This window comes from Pseudomonas syringae (assembly GCF_000737245.1).
Taxonomy (GTDB): domain Bacteria; phylum Pseudomonadota; class Gammaproteobacteria; order Pseudomonadales; family Pseudomonadaceae; genus Aquipseudomonas; species Aquipseudomonas syringae_J.
Map to the genome: position 1 here is coordinate 61,535 of NZ_JPQU01000017.1, position 16,970 is coordinate 78,504.

Annotated in this window: 17 protein-coding genes; 8 read left to right on the forward strand and 9 right to left on the reverse strand. The window is 57.0% G+C overall.

The window, feature by feature from the left end:
- The first annotated feature begins 32 nt into the window (after window positions 1–32).
- Entirely contained in the window at window positions 33–362 is a 330-nt protein-coding gene (locus IV01_RS21540) for a hypothetical protein (RefSeq protein WP_032625922.1), read from the forward strand.
- A gap of 296 nt (window positions 363–658) precedes the next feature.
- Here IV01_RS21540 and IV01_RS21535 read toward each other — a convergent pair whose 3' ends face one another.
- A complete protein-coding gene (locus IV01_RS21535) occupies window positions 659–973 on the reverse strand; it encodes a hypothetical protein (protein WP_032625924.1) in 315 nt (104 codons plus the stop codon).
- A 708-nt stretch (window positions 974–1,681) separates the two neighbouring features.
- Here IV01_RS21535 and IV01_RS0124590 point away from each other — a divergent pair.
- The 3 genes from IV01_RS0124590 (at window position 1,682) to gvpU (ending at window position 3,598) form a co-directional block, all read left to right on the forward strand.
- Window positions 1,682–2,107 carry a helix-turn-helix domain-containing protein gene (locus IV01_RS0124590; RefSeq protein ID WP_080290208.1) on the forward strand — a complete coding sequence of 142 codons (426 nt, stop codon included), beginning with the start codon at window positions 1,682–1,684 and terminating at the stop codon, window positions 2,105–2,107.
- Between the two features lie 375 nt (window positions 2,108–2,482).
- Window positions 2,483–3,016 (forward strand): helix-turn-helix domain-containing protein, encoded by a 534-nt coding sequence (locus tag IV01_RS27355; protein WP_154232178.1) that lies wholly within the window; start codon window positions 2,483–2,485, stop codon window positions 3,014–3,016.
- Between the two features lie 117 nt (window positions 3,017–3,133).
- Complete coding sequence (gvpU, locus tag IV01_RS21530; protein ID WP_032625932.1) at window positions 3,134–3,598, forward strand: gas vesicle accessory protein GvpU; 465 nt, start codon at window positions 3,134–3,136, stop codon at window positions 3,596–3,598.
- A 56-nt stretch (window positions 3,599–3,654) separates the two neighbouring features.
- Here gvpU and IV01_RS21525 read toward each other — a convergent pair whose 3' ends face one another.
- Window positions 3,655–4,050 carry an NUDIX hydrolase gene (locus tag IV01_RS21525; RefSeq protein ID WP_032625934.1) on the reverse strand — a complete coding sequence of 132 codons (396 nt, stop codon included), beginning with the start codon at window positions 4,048–4,050 and terminating at the stop codon, window positions 3,655–3,657.
- A gap of 439 nt (window positions 4,051–4,489) precedes the next feature.
- Here IV01_RS21525 and IV01_RS21515 point away from each other — a divergent pair, with 439 nt between their 5' ends.
- On the forward strand, window positions 4,490–4,696 hold the full coding sequence (locus IV01_RS21515) for a hypothetical protein (protein ID WP_032625937.1): 207 nt from the start codon (window positions 4,490–4,492) through the stop codon (window positions 4,694–4,696).
- Window positions 4,697–4,705: 9 nt separating this feature from the next.
- Window positions 4,706–4,948, forward strand: a complete 243-nt coding sequence (locus IV01_RS21510; protein ID WP_032625939.1) for a hypothetical protein — start codon at window positions 4,706–4,708, stop codon at window positions 4,946–4,948.
- A gap of 168 nt (window positions 4,949–5,116) precedes the next feature.
- On the opposite strand, the gene IV01_RS21505 is transcribed toward IV01_RS21510, so the two are convergent.
- Entirely contained in the window at window positions 5,117–5,755 is a 639-nt protein-coding gene (locus tag IV01_RS21505; RefSeq protein ID WP_032625940.1) for a DUF5666 domain-containing protein, read from the reverse strand.
- 205 nt (window positions 5,756–5,960) lie between these two features.
- Between IV01_RS21505 and IV01_RS21500 the strand changes: the two genes are divergently transcribed.
- Both IV01_RS21500 and IV01_RS21495 read left to right on the forward strand, forming a co-directional pair.
- Window positions 5,961–8,828, forward strand: a complete 2,868-nt coding sequence (locus tag IV01_RS21500) for an EAL domain-containing protein (protein ID WP_050507284.1) — start codon at window positions 5,961–5,963, stop codon at window positions 8,826–8,828.
- 184 nt (window positions 8,829–9,012) lie between these two features.
- Window positions 9,013–9,570 carry a hypothetical protein gene (locus IV01_RS21495; RefSeq protein ID WP_032625942.1) on the forward strand — a complete coding sequence of 186 codons (558 nt, stop codon included), beginning with the start codon at window positions 9,013–9,015 and terminating at the stop codon, window positions 9,568–9,570.
- 235 nt (window positions 9,571–9,805) lie between these two features.
- Here the strand turns inward: IV01_RS21495 and IV01_RS21490 are convergent, their stop codons facing one another.
- From IV01_RS21490 to IV01_RS21465, 6 genes are all read right to left on the reverse strand, one after another.
- On the reverse strand, window positions 9,806–10,744 hold the full coding sequence (locus IV01_RS21490; RefSeq protein ID WP_032625944.1) for a carbohydrate kinase family protein: 939 nt from the start codon (window positions 10,742–10,744) through the stop codon (window positions 9,806–9,808).
- Window positions 10,745–10,775: 31 nt separating this feature from the next.
- Window positions 10,776–12,275, reverse strand: coding sequence for a xylulokinase (gene xylB, locus IV01_RS21485; RefSeq protein WP_032625947.1), 1,500 nt, complete (start codon window positions 12,273–12,275; stop codon window positions 10,776–10,778).
- Between the two features lie 7 nt (window positions 12,276–12,282).
- Window positions 12,283–13,767: a mannitol dehydrogenase family protein gene (locus IV01_RS21480; protein ID WP_032625949.1), complete on the reverse strand. Its 1,485-nt coding sequence runs from the start codon at window positions 13,765–13,767 to the stop codon at window positions 12,283–12,285.
- Window positions 13,768–13,785: 18 nt separating this feature from the next.
- The gene (locus IV01_RS21475) at window positions 13,786–14,889 is read right to left on the reverse strand and encodes an ABC transporter ATP-binding protein (RefSeq protein WP_032625952.1); all 1,104 of its coding nucleotides are present in this window, start codon (window positions 14,887–14,889) and stop codon (window positions 13,786–13,788) included.
- A gap of 274 nt (window positions 14,890–15,163) precedes the next feature.
- On the reverse strand, window positions 15,164–15,997 hold the full coding sequence (locus IV01_RS21470; RefSeq protein ID WP_032625955.1) for a carbohydrate ABC transporter permease: 834 nt from the start codon (window positions 15,995–15,997) through the stop codon (window positions 15,164–15,166).
- Between the two features lie 10 nt (window positions 15,998–16,007).
- Complete coding sequence (locus IV01_RS21465; RefSeq protein ID WP_032625958.1) at window positions 16,008–16,940, reverse strand: carbohydrate ABC transporter permease; 933 nt, start codon at window positions 16,938–16,940, stop codon at window positions 16,008–16,010.
- Between the last annotated feature and the right edge of the window lie 30 nt (window positions 16,941–16,970).

Below are 16,970 nucleotides of genomic sequence, written 5' to 3' on the forward strand. Positions count from 1 at the left end.
AATCAGATTGACGAGCGGTCAAGGAGTATCAAATGAACTTGAATAAACAACCGACTATCGATGAACTTGCGCAATTGTTTGCAGCACGCAAGGACAGCCTGGATAACCATATCCTGTGGGTCTGCAAAGAGGGCGAAGTTCACATTGACCCGCTGGCATCAGGCACTCCGGAACAGGCGTTCAACGAAGTTCATCCTGAAATGCGCACCCGTCTGCGCATGTACCGCAGGGGCCAGGGCTATGTAGGCAAGAAAGCCGCAGCCGACAAGGTATTCATGAGTCGAGTATTTCAAACACTAAGGAATGCCTGGATTGAAACCGAGCAACAGTCGGAAGTCAGGGTCGTTGATCGGTTGTATTGAGTTGCTGTTATCGGAGTTAGCGAGCGTCGCGGATGTTTGAAGTGAATCGCTTTCGTCGCCGTCGTAACCATCGATAACGCTACAGGATAACTATTGAATAACGCGCTCAACAGAAGTGCTGATCGACAAGTGATCTTCAAAGAGCTCCTCGAGGAAACTCCGGGAGCTTTTGTTTGGGCGCTCACCCGGATCGCAGGCAAAAGAAAAGCCCGCGATGGGGATCAACGGGCTTGAAAGTCTTGAAGGAGCTGGGGTAACCATACTCTGCCGAACGTGAAAAAAGTGTGAATGGTGATTCAGTGATTGCTGATCAATGACAAAACGATCGAGTGTTCAGGCTGACCGTTGCTGCGCGAGTCGCCGGGCTGACGAGTAGCAGGATCGCGTAGGCCTTGAATGTCCTCCATCAGTAGCTTGGCGAGTATCAACGCGCCGTATCGGCCCTTGTAAGCTGAGGGCCTTATTCCCGAAACGCCGAAAACCTCGCTGGTCTGGATGTCCCTGATGCAGAGCGAGATGACATCTTCCTTGCGATTGGTGCATGAAACCTTGAACCCTGGAAGGCGGTTTGCCAGCACATGTTCTATTTGACGTGGATTTAGCAGATTCATCGGACCTCCTTTTCTCGTGCCCATAGGCTAACAACAAAAACCTTCGAGTATCTACCACTTGTCTTCTTGCGATGGGCTGTATGAGCGGTGTTACACAGGGAATGAAACTTATTCATTTGAGGGTGTGCGTTATTTTTGAGCGGGCTGTTCGGATGTAAAAACTTTGATTGTCTAAAGTTTGATACATGTTGGATCAGCTTTGCCGATGTTTTGCAGAGGCGTAGGGCAGTTGGCTTTATCTGATGCCGGGTATTTGCCGACGAGCGGCGTCTGACCGCCGACTATAATTCATAGCCCGAAGGTAGTTATCCGGCTAGGAGAGTCTCATGACCCTGCAAACAATGTGTCGAGTTCACGTGAACGGCTATGCGCTGATTCATGTCCGTGGCGCGCAATGGACCGTATGCACTGCCAGTAATCGACTGGGCGTCTTTCCGACGAGGGAGGAGGCTTCCGCATTTGCCTTCGCGCTTCCGCCACGGCGGTCGAAAGAAGCATCGCGAATCGCTCGGGAATGAACCATGCACCCGCAGTGTCGGGTCGTAGAGGCTTATTTTAGTTTGATCACTGTTGCACTAGTGCGCGCTAGTGCGTTTGTCACTGGGCGAATTAGAGCCAGCATTGTAGGTTTAGACAGTCAGATACGTACCTATTACTTTCATTCATTGTGGATGGAGCGGGTGGAGGGCTGTTCAAATGGATGGGCAAATGGATGGCATCGGGCTGCGGCTCAGAAGGGAAAGGCTTCGTCTGCGCCTCTCTCAAAGGGAACTCGGTGAAGCCGGTGGCGTAGAAATAAATACACAGGGCAAGTACGAGAACGCAAAACGTTTGCCAAAAGCGGACTATCTTGCAGCCGTGTCGGCGCTGGGCGTTGACGTACTCTATGTGTTGACTGGGCAGCCGGCGTCCGCAATCACTGAGCTCAGCAATAGCGAATCAATGATTCTGGCTAATTACCGCGCTCTGAAGGACGAGGATAAAGCAACAATATCCCGGGTAGTCCTGACCATTTCAGGCTTATTGGCAGACGGACAGGGCCCTGTTAAAAAAACAGGGTGTGTTGAAACTCATCGGCGTTACCAGGCCTGCGACGTTGGCACTGCTGATCCTGCAGCGAACATTGGGAGATGACTGATGCCTCGTGGTAGCAAAGCCAAGTACGCCGAGAAGCAGAAGCGTCAGGCCGGAGACGCACATACTTTAGCCGCCAAAAAAAAGCCAATCCAGACGGGATTCGGCCAAACGTGCTGCCGCTTCCATAGAGGGTAAGACTTGCTTATCCAACGATCGCTGTCTTCCCAAACCAAGGATTCGCTGGTCAACGAGGCCCGCAGCCAGCAAATATCCGGGCGTTCTCAAATAACTAAACCGCAATTGGTTGGCGCGTTGAGGAGAAATTCCTGACCCTGCGAGACGGTTGCGAAAACACCCGGGTCTGTTGCTCATTGGCTAGGGCTGACAGACAGTCCATGGGACGAGTCTGGAGATCACATCAGGAGAACAGCTATGTCGACTATCGGCATCCGCCTGAGGCAGGAAAGACTACGGGTGGGGCTCACTCAACGCGAGCTGGGGCTGCTGGGCGGCGTGGCTGCGAACACTCAAGGTTTTTATGAGAAGGACAAGCGCTCTCCCAGGGCCGATTATTTGTCCCGGATTCTCTCAGCCGGGGTCGACGTTGTGTACGTCCTGACCGGCACTCCCGTGCCCCCCTCGGGATTCTCCTCGGGCGATGGCGTTCTTGATCCATTGGATGCCGTGTTCGACGCCTACCTGACCCAGTCACGCACGCTGGCGCGGCAGTCAAAACAAGGAGTGTTGATCGCTACCAAACTGGCTGTTTTCTGCCGCAACCAGTTGACCATTATTGCCGCCATGAAATATCTGGCTGCGATTGCCGAGCGCCAGGGCTACACCGGTTTGTCGAGGCGGGTTGCCTCCGCGTTGACAGCGCTTGATCGCAATGTATCGATCATTGATGAGGTGGTCAGTGAGCCGGGTTTGCACAGGGAGCATCGCTCGAATTCAGCCAGCCATTAGCGTGTCAGGGCCCGGATTCTGGATGATTGAGGGAAACTTCGCTGGCCCCCCTGGTTTCGTTTCCCGCTGATCTGCTGTATAGCTAAGGCTCATTTCTTTCGTGGCAAGGAGCTGTCGATGTCGGAAGTAGAGCAAGCCCTCAATACGTCGTCGGACGTAAAGTATGACGACCTGATCGCACACTTGAAGGATCAAGGTAAACAGATCGACTGGCTGCTACAGTTTCTGGTCAAGTTTGTCGTGACCACCCCGGTCGAGATCGGAATTACTCTCTCTGTAGGCGGCAATCTGGTGTCAGGTCAGTTGATCGGTCACGACGCTTATTTCAAGCAGTTGGCTGAGGACATGGCAGCGCCATTCGGTCAGTTCAAGGATGGCACCGACGAGTCAGTAAAAGAGATCATTTTGTCCTTTACTCCAGGTGAGTCAGCCGATTCATCAACGGCGTTCCACTTCATTCACCTGAAAGACTGCAAAACTTACGCGAGCGATCAGAGCCCGATCTGCGAGGAGGGTGTGCTCTGGCGCGGCAAGATCGCGTCGGTGGATGGCTTCAATCTTGGCTTGTTGCAGCGCAAATAAGTTGCAGAGCAAATAATCTGGTCTTCAGATATGAGCCCCGGTATTTCCGGGGCTTTTTATTTGCTTGCCTGAGCCATGGCTTTCTTTGAAGCGCCACGCCTGGCGAAGGATTTAATAATGTTCTTGGTGGCTGAACTGGCGTTGAGATCGCTGACATTTTTGCGGTGTAGCCACTTACAAGCGGCAATCTCGTTTTGCGGCGAGGGCTTGGCGGACTGGGAGAGTATCGTCATAAAGATGTAGTGCGTGACCTGATCCTTTTCATATTCGGCCAGGTAAACCAGGTCGATGTCATTCAAGCCGGTTTCCTCGGTCAGTTCGCGAATAGCAGCCTGCTCCGGAGTTTCACCCACTTCTATTTTGCCGCCGGGCAGCGCCCACTTGGATTTTGGCTTGCGCACGTAAAGAATCCTTCCGTCGCGCTTGCAGATGACTGTGGCCCGTTCTTTCATCGTCTATTCACCTTTCGTTGCCCAACCTGAAGAGGTGAGGCTATTGCCTGTTGTTGCTAACGTCTTGAAAGCGCTGAAGGTGAATGGTTCACTGGGCATGGTCACATTTGTGTCATCAAACCTTCATGGAGCTCGGTAAAGCATGAATGGTGCCACCCCCAAAGAATTAATCTGCGGTACATGATTATCTCGGCCAAATGCTCAGGAAATTTAGCGGAGACCTGACCACACGCGATCCAAACCATGCTGGATGCTCCGTTTTGCTGAGCATGAGCGCGTTCGCGGACTATCAATGCATTCAAATGGTGCGCCTCCAGACTAAGGTCGACGACCGTCTATCGGGCGAAATCGTCATATCTACTTATGGGATGTCCTATTGATTACAGGGCATAAGGTTGGTCAGTTGCCCTCCTGCGATATTTGTAAAGAAGGCTATCCAATGACTATGCGAGAAGACTCCAGAAATCAGGCAAGCGCATTGATGCTTGAGTTGAACGATGCCACCTGCGCGATGATGGGGATGGTTGGCTCGCATCAAACCACCGGCCCGCTCTGGGAAGCAGCTTCGATGCGCCAGAGCCGCTCTTTCGGACGTTGGAACGCTTTCCTGCGGGAGTCTGATATTTACAGCCACGCGCTGAATTGATCTCGGCGTATGAATAACCTCTGGCGTATTCGCGTGTCCTACCAGTTCAAGAATGAACCGCGTGAATGTGTCGTGGAATCAGAACAGCAAGAGTTGCCCATTGAAACGGTTGCCATGCCCTTGCTGCAATTACACTTCGGCGACGGTGAGAACAGTTTAATTATCCCGTCCGCTGACGCGGCACCTGTTGAAGTCTTGCGTCAGGCTGAGTTGCTGGGTATTGCCGGTATAATCGTCAGCAACATCAGCTAGCACACTTGGTGTGACTACTGAATGGGAGCGCGTTCCCGTAGGAGCGCACGAGCAACGCGAGGCCGCGATCGCGGTGTATCAGACGCTGCCTCGCGTTGCTCGTGAGCTCCAGAGCGTGAAACATCGCTACCTCGTAGCGGCCCACCCTTAAATCTCGCAGCGCGCTTCCTACATAGGTGGCGTAACCCCATCTTTTCCTGCTGAAATCGATTGAGCGTTCAGCCTGCCATCCTCGGCTTTCTCGGCGCGCAGCACGACTTTCACGCCAGGACTCAATAGGCTTCGGTCCCCAGGAAGCAGATTCACTATCGGTACGTCGTCTGGTACCACGATGGTTTTCTGCCCCCCTTTGTAATTGATCGTCATGCTGCGTCCATTGCTGGTCACCAGACCGCCGACTGATCCGTTGGTCATGGTGCTTTCCTTGGTCAGATCGAATGGGCGATGACCATCGCCGGTGCCCGCCATTTCGGGTGGAAAAACATGTATTTCCAGCGCCTTGAGCGTCCCGTCAGGCTGAGGGACTGCGGCCGAGCCGATGTAGCTGCCGGGCTTGATGTCAGCAACTTTGGCCAGGGTCACGCCTCGCACTTGAGTTTGCGGGAGCAAATGGACGGTCAGATCTTCGCCTCGATTGCTGCGGATTTTCATCACCTCGCCGTCGAGCGCCGTGATCGTTCCGCGCACGCCGATTCTTTCCGGCGCGGGCGTCTGAGCTGTGGCTCCCGTCGCCATTACCAGAGCGGAGACCAGCACTGCGCTACTGACGAGTTTTGCAAGCAAGGGCCTGCCAATGGAGAGAGTCATTTCGAGTATTCCTCTGATGATCGGGGGGAGCCAGTCAGCGCTTAATACCCAAGGGCATCGTGCTCCATCAAGCCCGGTTTTGACTGTTTAGATACAGTCGTCTATAAAAAAGCGGCTTTCTTATCAGTGATTCGAATATGCCACTTGCACGCTTATGGCGGCACCGTGAAGATACACGCTTGCAGTCCCTGGTTTTGGAGCTTTCATGAATGTCCCTCCCTTGGCCCATGACCGGCGGCAGTTTTACGAAGACCCGGCAATCGTGAGCGTTAGTGAGGTTGCGGCAGCGGGTGATGCAGCCGAGCCCATCGAAACGCTTTTGAGCGCTATTCAGAACCACATGGGCGACGTGCCGTGGGCTGTCTATGCCGTCGGTGATCCGATGCACTTGCTAGGCCGCGGCGACAGCGAAATGCGCTGGTCAGTGAGTATCGCCAACGACCGATTCGATGACTTCTGTCGTGAATACCAGATGCAGCGCTGGGTGGCCGGCCGGGGCGAAGGAGTCTTGGCATGGTTGCTGGCGCCGCAGGATGAATCCGGCAACGTCGAGCTTGGCCGACTGGCACAGCGTTTAGGCCATCGGTTACAGACTGATGCCCTGGCCAGAGCGCAAATCACTCAGCGAGTCTTGTACGAAATCACTTATCTGGCCAGCTCCACCCGCGATCGCGGGGCGTTTCTGCAAGGGGTGCATGACCAGCTCGCATCGCTGATCGACGCCGAAAACTTCTACCTGGCCCTCTACGATAAAGCCTCGGGCAAAATCACCTATCCGTACTACATCGATATCATCGACAAAGAGGTGGTGACGCCTGACGCCCACGAGTTCATCGATCCATCGCATCTGTCCATGACGGCCTACGTGTTGCAGAGCGAGCAGCCCTTGTTCGTGGATGCGACCGGAATTGAGCGAGCGAGGGCGCAAAAGCGCTTCTACTGTATGGGCGAGCGTCCCGAGTTCTGGATGGGCGCACCGCTCAAGAATGCTTCTGATGAAGTGTTTGGCATGTTGGCCATGCAGGTTTATGACGTGTCCCGGGTTTACAGTGCCGAGGACCGGGCGTTGTTTCTGGTGGTGGTCCGGCATGTGGCCATGGCACTGGATCGCATCCTGCATCGCGCTGATCTGGAGCGCACGGTGCTGCTGCGTACCCAGGAGCTCTCGACGCTCAATGCCGCGTTGCGCCAGGAAGTGGCCGAGCGTGAGCGAGCCGAGCATCTGCAAAGCGCGCTGTTTCAGATCGCCGAATTGTCCAGCCAGCCTGGTGACATGGCCGAGCTGTTTCATAGCTTGCATTTGATCGTCGGTGAATTGCTCGTAGCGCTCAATTTCTACATAGCCCTGTTCGACAATGCTACGGGGGAAGTGACTTTCCCTTACTACGTGGATGAGCGCGTGCGTACTCGGCCGCCAGCGCGTCGGGGCCAGCGTGGTTTTACCGAATACGTGATACGCGAGCGTCGAGCCTGCCTGATTGACCTGGAAGAAACGCTTGTCCTGGAAACATCTGGCGAAGTCGAACCCATCAATGTCGACAATCGCTCATCCTCCTGGCTGGGGGTTCCGCTGTTCGACGGCGATGATGTGCGTGGCGTGTTGGCAGTACAAAGTTATTCCCCCCTGGTGCGTTATTCGCTACGCGATCAGGAGCTGCTGACGTTCGTCTCCCGGCACATTGACACAGCGCTGGCCCGGCGTAGCGCGGCAGAGGCCGTCCACACCGCCAATCTGCGCCTGGAGGCCCGTGTTCAGGACCGCACCCGCGAGCTGGATCTGGCCAACGCCAAACTGCAACACGAAAACTCCCATGATTCGCTCACCGGGTTGGCCAACCGCAGTCATCTACAGCAGCGTTTGCAGTCCGCATGGCGGGAGTTCAGTACCAGCGGCAAGCCTCTGGGCGTGATGTTCATTGATCTTGACCGTTTCAAACTGGTCAATGACAGCCTCGGGCATCATTTTGGAGACCAACTGCTCACCCAGACTGCTGACCGTTTGCGCAGTTGCATGCGTGAATCGGATCTGCTGGCACGTCTGGGTGGGGATGAGTTCGCGGTGCTCGCAGTCGAAGCGTCCCTGGACGTCACCATCGGCATTGCAGAGCGGATACTCGCAGCCTTCGACTTGCCGTTCTTTATCGACGGCCATGCAGTGTTCTCGTCGTGCAGCATCGGCGTCGTTGGGGCAGATAGCCAGTTCCATCGGGAGCCTTCCGATCTGCTGCGCGATGCTGACATGGCGATGTATCGGGTCAAGAACGGTGGACGTGACAGTTTTGCGGTGTTCAATCAGGAGCTGCGCCGCGAGGTGTCCGATCAGGTTGAGCGGGAAGGGGCTTTGCGCAATGCCCTCAAGCGTACCGACGAACTGATTCCTTATTTCCAGCCCATTGTCTGCGTCACCACCGGCAAGCTTTTGGCCCTGGAGGCGCTGATTCGCTGGTGTCGGCCGGATGGCAGCGTTATGGCGCCGGGGTATTTTCTTCCTGCGCTGGAGGGTTTGCGGCTGATCGGGCGTCTTGATCTATACATGCTGCAATGTGTCGTGGCGATCCTGGCTCGTCCTGGCAATGAGCATTGGCCGACCGTGCATGTCAATTGCTCCAGTTACAGCATCACCCGAGCGGAGTTCGCAGGCGAAGTGTTGGCTTTGCTTGCCCGTTATGACATGTCGCCGGCGCGTATCTGCCTGGAACTCACTGAAGGTGCGCTGGTTGCTGAGCCCGAGGCCGCCCGTCAGTCCATGAAGCATCTGGCTGATCATGGCGTTTCAGTGGTGCTGGATGATTTTGGCGCTGGCTTCTCATCGCTCAGTTATGTCCATCAGTACCATTTCAGCGGTTTGAAGATCGACAAGTCGTTCATCCTCGAGCTGACGACCAGCTCCCGCAGCCGCGCCATTGTGCGGGCGATTGTGCGGATGGCCGAGTCCCTGGACCTGAGCGTGGTGGCAGAAGGTGTCGAAGATCAGGCCACCCTCGACCTGCTGCGGGAGATAGGAGCAGGCCAGGCCCAGGGTTACTTCTTTGCCGTACCGCAGCCGGAAGAAAAGCTGGTGCTGAGTCTGTAGCCAGACGGCAAAAGCTGGCCGCAGTTGGCTGGACTTTGCCGTATTGCTCGGGGCCATCCGTGGCGTCGACCTTGCCTGAATCGACAGCAAGCCACTGCCCAGGGAGGCTTGCGGCGGCGCATGCAAAGTGGCACCAGTCTTGCTGTTCATATCGCGCAAGACAATGGGCAGCAGGAGGTGAGCAATGAACACTGCGAGTATCAGCGCTCTTCACCATCTGGTTTCACAGGTGGTGGGGCGCAAGAGTCAGGAAGATGCGGCAGCCGACGCGTTTTCCGTGCCTGCCAGTACGGTCAGCCCTGTACCGGCAGTCAACAGCATCGAGCAGAACACAGGCAGCCAGCAGGATGCGTCGTATGACGAAGCATTCGCCAAAATGCTGGTCAACCTGAAATCCGCAACCCAAACCGCAGCAGAGTCCGAGCCGACTTTTGTTTCAAAGACCAGCGATAGCAATATCGCGGCCAATGATTCAGCCGTGGTGACTGACGCTGATGTGGGCGATGCCGTATCAAAATTCAACTCGGTCCAGCAACAGTTCATGGATTACATGAACCTGACGCCAGCCGAACAGATGCGCGAAAAGCTTACTGGTGTCAGCAAGGATGATTACGACGCCATGTCTCCGGAAGACAAGCTCGCCATCGATGACAAGCTGCAAGCGGCGTTGAAAGAACAGCAACAAACCGCCACTGCTGATGTGAACAGCAAGATACTGGCGGCCAGGTTGGCGTTGGTTTAAGGCGGCTTTACGCGGTGCGGCGGTAACCGCTGTTCGCTGCCTCGCGGTGCTCGTGAGGTCCTGCAGACTCTGTGGGAGCCGAGCTTGCTCGCGAAGGCGGTTGATCTGGCAGAAGATGCGGTGAATGTACCGGCCCCTTCGCAAGCAAGCTTGCTCCCACGGATGTGTGGATGCACTCGATACCGGTAGGCGCTCACGAGCACCGTGAGGCGGTGATCAGCGATTCAGGCATCTTTCACCCCAACTGCTCCCGATACGGCAAGTCCGGCCCAACCTTGGTGCAGGTCAGTGCTGCTGCTTTTACGGCGAACCTGAGCATTTCGTCGAGGGTTTCTTTGCGCAGGGTAGGCAGGCTCATGGGGTCGTCCAGTTGGCGCTCGGTCAGGAAGGTGATCAGTGCGGCCTGAAAGGTATCCCCGGCACCAACCGTATCAGCGGTCTCGACCTTTTCTGCGGGCACTGACCAGCTGCCGTGTTGACGGCTGAACACTGTGGCGCCATCTGCGCCTCGGGTCAAAATCACTAACTGACAACGTTTGCTCAGCCAGCCCTGAGCGATGCTGGCTGCGTCCTGGTCGGGATAGAGCAGTTCAAGGTCTTCGTCGCTGACTTTGATCAGGTGCGCATGTTCGGCAAAGGTGCTGACCTGCTTGCGCCAGCGCTGGATATCCGGCGCCGGGTTGAGGCGTACATTGGGGTCCAGGGTAATCAAACGCTTGCCGCTTTCCCTGACCACCAAAGCCAGCAGTGTGTCGGCAATCGGCTGCACCACCAGCGAAAACGATCCGACATGAATGCCGCGCACCTGTTCATCAAGGTCCGGCAAATGCTGGAGGCGCAGTTGTCGATCCGCGCAGCCTTCACCCCGGAAGCTGTAAACCGGAGAGCCGTCGGCACCCACGGCAACCATGGCCAGGGTGGTCGGGGCATCGAAAGCGACCAGAAAGTCGGGCTTCACGCCTTCTTTATCCAGCACGGTGTGCAAGCGCTGGCCCAGATAATCAGTAGACAACCCGGCAAAGAGTCCGGCTTCCACGCCCAGGCGTCGCAAGCCGACGGCAACGTTGAAGGGTGATCCTCCGGCAATCGCTTGAAAGCCCAGTCTATTGAGTGGGCCGCTGCTATCGGGCTGACTGAAAAAATCGAAGAGTGCTTCACCACACACGAGAAACATAGGTGCTCCTGAAGTTAGATGAGCCAATGCCCTAACGCGACGGCAACTGGCTGCGATATCGCTCGTAGACCTGTCGATAGGCGATGACGTTCGCGGCGATAGGCCGGGTTTCACTGCCAATATCCAGACTCACACAGCGCGCGCACAGACTTGCGAGGGTTTCTGGCGTTGAATCTGGGTCTGCTTCTGCGCCTGCGTTTGAATGGCACCACGCCGCCTGTATGGCCGCACCCAATGCGGCCGCTTCGGCGTGCTCGGTGCAGATGACCGGCGTGGCCATGATGTCGGCGACTATCTGCCGCCATATCGGGCTTTTCGCGCCGCCGCCAATCAAGCGGATATTCGAGCTCTTGATGCCACTGTCCCGCAGCAGGTCCAAGCCGTAACGTAATCCGAAGGTCGTACCTTCCACGACTGCACGGCACAGGTTGGCCTGGGTCAGATTGGTCGCGTCCAGGCCGAGAATGCTGCCGGTGGCATGGGGCAGGGCAGGCACGCGTTCGCCATTGAGGAACGGCAACATCGACACGCCTTGCGCGCCAATAGGTGCTTGATCCACCGCCAGGTTGAACGCCGCAATATCCATGTCGAACAACTCGCGCACGGCTGCAGTGGCGTTGGTCAGGTTCATGGTGCAGATCAGCGGTAGCCAGCCGCCGGAGGATGAGCAGAACGTCGCCACCGACGCCTCATCGCTGACCTGCGCCTGATCGGTAAAGGCATACACGGTGCCGGAAGAGCCGAGGCTCATGGTAATAGCCCCCGGTTCAATATTGCCGGTGCCGATGGCGCCCATCATGTTGTCGCCGCCGCCACTGGACACCACGGCTTCAGGGTTTAGGCCTAGCCGCTGGGCGATCTGCGGAAGAATCCTGCCCACCGGGGCCTCTGCCTCAAGCAGTTCGGGCAGGGCCCGGCTGAGACGACCGGTGGGGTCGATATGATGCAGGATGCCCAAGTCCCACTGGCGGCTGCGCACATCGAAGTAACCGGTGCCCGAGGCATCGCCATACTCGCTGGCAGCGCGCCCGGTCAGCCAGAAATTCAGGTAGTCATGGGGCAGGAGGATATTCTCGATGCGCTCAAAAATCTCCGGATGCTGCTCCTGAGTCCACAGCAGCTTGGACACCGTATATCCCGGCGCGATGACGATACCCAACCGCTGCAACGAACCCGTGTCACCGCCCAGATACTTAAGCAGCCGGTCGTTTTGCGGAGTGGACTCGGTGTCGCACCAGAGTTTGGCCGGGCGCAGCACCTGACCTTGCGCATCCAGCAACACCAGCCCGTGTTGCTGGCCCGAAACGCCAATGCCAAGGATCTGCTGGCCCGAGACGCCCGCCTGTTGCAATGCTTGCTTCGTCGCCTGTTCAAAAGCGCTCAGCCATTGCTGCACATCCTGTTCACGGCGGCCATTGGCGCCGCTGATCATGCTGTGGGGCGCCGAGCCCTGACCGAGTACCTGCCCGGAACGGGCGTCGAGGACAATGGCTTTACTGCCTTGGGTGCCGCAATCGATGCCGAGAAACATGCTCACCTCAGACGGTTCTGGCCAACAGGTTTTCCAGGGTCTTACTGACGCCCAGCTGCTTGAGGCTGTTCAGGTTCTGTTCGAAGGCGGCAACAAATTCGGCAGATTGCGCGATGGCAGCGCCGAAAATCTCTTCCACGGCCAACAAGCGCTGGGTGATCAGAACATCGTCTGCCACCAGTGCCTTGCAGAAGTCAGCCCTTGGGTCGACGATCTTATAGGTCACGCCGTTCTCGCCTTCAGTGCGTTGCAGATACACCGCCCAGGCGGCCACCACCAGCGCCGCGCGCTCCAAATTGCCCTGGTCAACGATCAGCCGGTTGATAGTCGGCACGGTGAATTTGGGGAATTTCGATGAGCCGTCCGAGCAGACTCGCTCCAGCTGGTCGGCAATGGCCTGATTGGAGAAACGCTCGATCAGGGTGTCTTTGTAACCTTCCAGGTCAATCCCCGGCACCGAGGCCAGCTGAGGGGTTACATCTAGGTCCATGTAGCTGCGGATGTAGCTCACGAACAGCGGGTCGTTCATAGTCTCGTGGACGAAGCGATAGCCCTTGAGCGCGCCCAGATAGGTGAGGGCCAGATGGCTGCCGTTGAGCAGCTTGATTTTCATTTCTTCGTAGGGCGTCACGTCGTCGGTGAATTGCACGCCGACTTCTTCCCACGCGGGGCGGCCGTTGACGAACTTGTCCTCCAGCACCCATTGCACGAAGGGTTCACAGACCACTGGCCAAGCGTCGTCGATGCCTTTTTCGTCCGCCAGTTTCAGGCGGTGGGCGGTGCTGGTCATGGGCGTGATGCGATCGACCATGGCATTGGGGAAGCTCACGTGCTCGGCGATCCAGTCGTGCAGCGCAGCATCCAGCGGGGCGGCGAAGGCCAGCAGCGCCTTGCGGGCCACGGCGCCGTTGTGTGGCAGGTTATCGCAGGACATCACGGTAAATGCCGGAATCGATGCTGCGCGACGCTTGTTCAACGCCGCGCACAGCAGGCCGAACACGGTTCGCGGCGCGTCCGGATTGGCCAAATCATGCTCAATTACCGGCAAGTGGCTCATGAACTCGCCAGTGCTGTCGTCGATGCAGTAACCGCCTTCTGTAATGGTCAGCGAGACGATGCGGATTTCAGGGCTGGCGAGTTTGTCGATCAGCGCCTGGATATCGTCTTCGGCCAGCAGCATGCCGCTGATGGACGCGATGATCCGGGTTTCGGTGTCCGGAGTGTCGCCCAGCTCATACAGGGTATAGAGATAGTCCTGGCCCGCGAGCGCATCGCGCACGGCACGGTCTTCCGGGCGCAGGCCGATGCCGCAGATGCTCCAATCCAGGCCCACGCCCTTGTTCATCAGCGCATCGGTGTAAAACGCCTGATGTGCCCGGTGAAAACCGCCGACGCCGATATGCGCAATGCCCTGGCGTGTTGCTCGGGGCGCATAAGCGGGCAAGGCGATACTTGCCCCCAGCTGCGTGAGATTCTGATTATTCAATTTCATGGCAGGGACCTCTGATTCTCAGGCGGCGACCGGCAGGGCTCTGGCAATCACCAGACCCTGGGCGTCGAACAAATGGCAATGAGCGCTATCCAGATGCAGGTTGAGGGTGTCGCCGTACTGGCTGGCCAGATCCCCCCGGATCCGCATGGTCAAGGCTTCACCAGCGCGGGTGCGTACATGGCAATAGGTGTCGCTGCCAAGCCGTTCGCTGACATCGGCAATGACTTGCATCTGGCAGTCGCCTTCTTTGGCAAGGTTCAGGTGTTCAGGACGAATGCCCAGCGTCACCGGATCGCCGACGCTCTGATGTGCATTAGTGAACGGCAAGGTGATGCGCGTGCCGGCGTCCAGTTCGACTTCGCAGCCGCTGGCTTCGACGCGGCTGACTTTGCCCTTGAGGAAACCCATTTTCGGCGTACCGAGAAACCCAGCGACAAACAGGTTGGCCGGGTGGTGGTAAAGCTCCAGCGGCGAGCCTACCTGTTCGACCTTGCCGCCGTTGAGCACCACAACCTTGTCCGCCAGGGTCATGGCTTCCACCTGGTCATGAGTTACGTAAATCATGGTTGCCTGCAGCTCTTTGTGCAGGCGCGACAACTCCAGGCGTGTCTGCACCCGCAGCGCGGCGTCGAGGTTGGAGAGGGGTTCGTCAAACAGGAAAATCTTCGGGTTGCGCACAATCGCCCGGCCGATGGCCACTCGCTGACGCTGTCCGCCGGAGAGTTGCTTGGGCTTGCGTTCCAGCAGCGGGCCCAGTTCGAGAATCCGCGCGGCTTCATCGACTTTCTTTTTGATCAAGGCCTTGTCGCCCCCGGCCAGATCCAGAGCGAACGACAGGTTCTTGCCAACGGTCATGTGCGGGTATAGGGCGTAGGTCTGGAACACCATGGCCAGATCGCGTTTGGCAGGGGTGACCTGAGTGATGTCGCGGCCATCCAGTTCGATGGTGCCGGAAGTAACGTCTTCCAGCCCGGCAATCAGGCGCAGCAGAGTGGACTTGCCGCAGCCCGAGGGGCCGACGAAGACCACGAACTCGCGATCTTTCACGTCCAGGTCGATGCCTTTGATGATCTGATGGCCATCGAAGCCTTTTTGCAGATTTCTGATGCTGAGGTTAGCCATGATGGCCTCCGTTCTTATTCTTCAATATTTCAGCAATGGGTAAACAATGTGCCGGTTGGTCCTGCCAAGCCGATGTATTGCTTGCGAAGCCGACCTGTAGGAGCGCGCTTGGTCTGGGCCGCATCCGGACGATAGCGTTGGATCAGGCAATGATTCTTCAACTGAACCATCGTAATCGTCCGGATGCGGCCCAGACCAAGCGCGCTCCTACAGGTTCTGGCGTTTACCGCACCACCGCGGGCCGTCAAAGGCGGCGCCGGATATCTTGTGTCCGTCATTTCACCGCCCCAAACGACAGGCCGCGGACCAGCTGTTTCTGACTGATCCAGCCGAAGATCAGGATTGGCGCACAGGCCAGCGTCGACACCGCAGAAAGCTTGGCCCAGAACAACCCCTCGGGGCTGGAGTAAGAAGCGATCAGCGCGGTCAACGGCGCTGCATTGGACGAGGTGAGGTTCAGTGACCAGAACGCTTCGTTCCAGCACAGGATCAGCGACAGCAGCGCGGTGGACGCCAGGCCGCCTTTGCAGATGGGGATCAGCACCTTGAAAATTTCCTGACGGGTACTGGCGCCATCCAGCCTTGAGGCTTCGAGGATTTCCCCAGGGATGTCCTTGAAGTAGGTGTAGATCATCCACACCACGATAGGCAGATTGATCAGCGTGTAGATCACGATAAGCGCGATACGGGTATCCAGCACGCCAAAGGTCTTGGCCAGCAGGTAGATCGGCATCAGCACGCCCACTGGCGGCAGCATTTTGGTGGAGAGCATCCACAGCAGCGTGCTCTTGGTGCGCTTGGTCTCGAAAAACGCCATTGAGTAAGCTGCAGGTACCGCGACCAACATGCACAGGATCGTTGCGCTGAAGGAAATCACCAGCGAGTTCCAGGCGAAGTGGAAGTAATCACTGCGCTCCTGAATGTGCAGGTAGTTTTCCAGCGTCGGCGTGAAGATGAACTGCGGCGGCGTCGCGAAGGCGTCGATCTCGGTCTTGAAGCTGGTCAGTACCATCCAGAAGATCGGGAAGAAGATCAGCGCCGCGATCACCCAGCACAAGGTGCCGAGCAGCACGCTTTGCAGGCGACGGGATTGTTTGAGCGTCATCATGATTCGGCCCTCAAGACTTATCGGTGAGGTTTTTGCCGATCATCCGGATCAGGATGATTGCAGCAATGTTGGCGATGACCACGGCAATCAAACCACCAGCGGACGCCATGCCCACGTCGAATTGCAGCAGGGCCTGGTTGTAGATCAGGTAGGCAAGGTTGGTCGAGGCAAAGCCCGGCCCACCGTTGGTGGTCGTGAAAATCTCGGCGAATACCGATAGCAGGAAGATGGTTTCTATCATCACTACCACGGCAATCGGCCTGGCCAGATGGGGCAGGGTCAGGTGCCAGAAAATGGCGATGGGGCCTGCGCCATCCAGGCGTGCGGCTTCTTTCTGTTCCTGATCCAGCGATTGCATGGCCGTCATCAGGATCAGAATGGCGAACGGCAGCCACTGCCAGGAGACAATGATAATGATCGACAGCAACGGGTAATTGGCCAGCCAGTCCACGGGCTGAGCGCCAAACAGCTTCCACACCGAGGCCAGAATCCCGGACACCGGATGAAAAATCAGATTTTTCCAGATCAGCGCGCTGACCGTGGGCATGATAAAAAACGGCGATATCAACAGCACCCGCACAATGCCGCGACCCAGGAAATCGCTGGCTTCCAGCAGGGCGGAAATCAGCACACCCAGCACCACGCTGATCAGCAGTACGCTACCCACGAGCAGCAATGTGTTGGTGGCACCAGGGATAAACCCGCTGTCGGTGACGAAGTATTCGAAATTTTCAAGGCCGACGAATTCGTTTTCGCCGGGGTTGAGCAGGTTGTAACGGATCAGCGAGAAATAGATAGTCATGCCCAACGGCACGATCATCCAGACCAGCAATAGCAGGACCGAAGGGCTGACCAGAAACCAGCCGGGTTTGGTCACGCTGCCTTTCGCCAGCGGCTTTTCGCCTGGCGTAGCAGCATAGGGAGTGGGAGTCGAGGTTGTCATGATGGCGATCCTGGTTCAAAGAAGAGCGGT

Excerpts from the sequence above, each read along its gene's own strand:
- IV01_RS21505 (WP_032625940.1), bottom strand. The coding sequence starts at position 5,755 with ATGACTCTCTCCATTGGCAGGCCCTTGCTTGCAAAACTCGTCAGTAGC.
- IV01_RS21500 (WP_050507284.1), top strand. The coding sequence starts at position 5,961 with ATGAATGTCCCTCCCTTGGCCCATGACCGGCGGCAGTTTTACGAAGAC.
- IV01_RS27355 (WP_154232178.1), top strand. The coding sequence starts at position 2,483 with ATGTCGACTATCGGCATCCGCCTGAGGCAGGAAAGACTACGGGTGGGG.
- IV01_RS21525 (WP_032625934.1), bottom strand. The coding sequence starts at position 4,050 with ATGAAAGAACGGGCCACAGTCATCTGCAAGCGCGACGGAAGGATTCTT.
- IV01_RS21470 (WP_032625955.1), bottom strand. The coding sequence starts at position 15,997 with ATGATGACGCTCAAACAATCCCGTCGCCTGCAAAGCGTGCTGCTCGGC.
- IV01_RS21540 (WP_032625922.1), top strand. The coding sequence starts at position 33 with ATGAACTTGAATAAACAACCGACTATCGATGAACTTGCGCAATTGTTT.
- IV01_RS21480 (WP_032625949.1), bottom strand. The coding sequence starts at position 13,767 with ATGAAATTGAATAATCAGAATCTCACGCAGCTGGGGGCAAGTATCGCC.
- xylB (WP_032625947.1), bottom strand. The coding sequence starts at position 12,275 with ATGTTTCTCGGCATCGATTGCGGCACCCAAGGCAGTAAAGCCATTGTC.
- IV01_RS21495 (WP_032625942.1), top strand. The coding sequence starts at position 9,013 with ATGAACACTGCGAGTATCAGCGCTCTTCACCATCTGGTTTCACAGGTG.
- IV01_RS21510 (WP_032625939.1), top strand. The coding sequence starts at position 4,706 with ATGAATAACCTCTGGCGTATTCGCGTGTCCTACCAGTTCAAGAATGAA.
- IV01_RS21465 (WP_032625958.1), bottom strand. The coding sequence starts at position 16,940 with ATGACAACCTCGACTCCCACTCCCTATGCTGCTACGCCAGGCGAAAAG.
- IV01_RS21515 (WP_032625937.1), top strand. The coding sequence starts at position 4,490 with ATGACTATGCGAGAAGACTCCAGAAATCAGGCAAGCGCATTGATGCTT.
- IV01_RS0124590 (WP_080290208.1), top strand. The coding sequence starts at position 1,682 with ATGGATGGCATCGGGCTGCGGCTCAGAAGGGAAAGGCTTCGTCTGCGC.
- IV01_RS21490 (WP_032625944.1), bottom strand. The coding sequence starts at position 10,744 with ATGTTTCTCGTGTGTGGTGAAGCACTCTTCGATTTTTTCAGTCAGCCC.
- IV01_RS21475 (WP_032625952.1), bottom strand. The coding sequence starts at position 14,889 with ATGGCTAACCTCAGCATCAGAAATCTGCAAAAAGGCTTCGATGGCCAT.
- IV01_RS21535 (WP_032625924.1), bottom strand. The coding sequence starts at position 973 with ATGAATCTGCTAAATCCACGTCAAATAGAACATGTGCTGGCAAACCGC.
- gvpU (WP_032625932.1), top strand. The coding sequence starts at position 3,134 with ATGTCGGAAGTAGAGCAAGCCCTCAATACGTCGTCGGACGTAAAGTAT.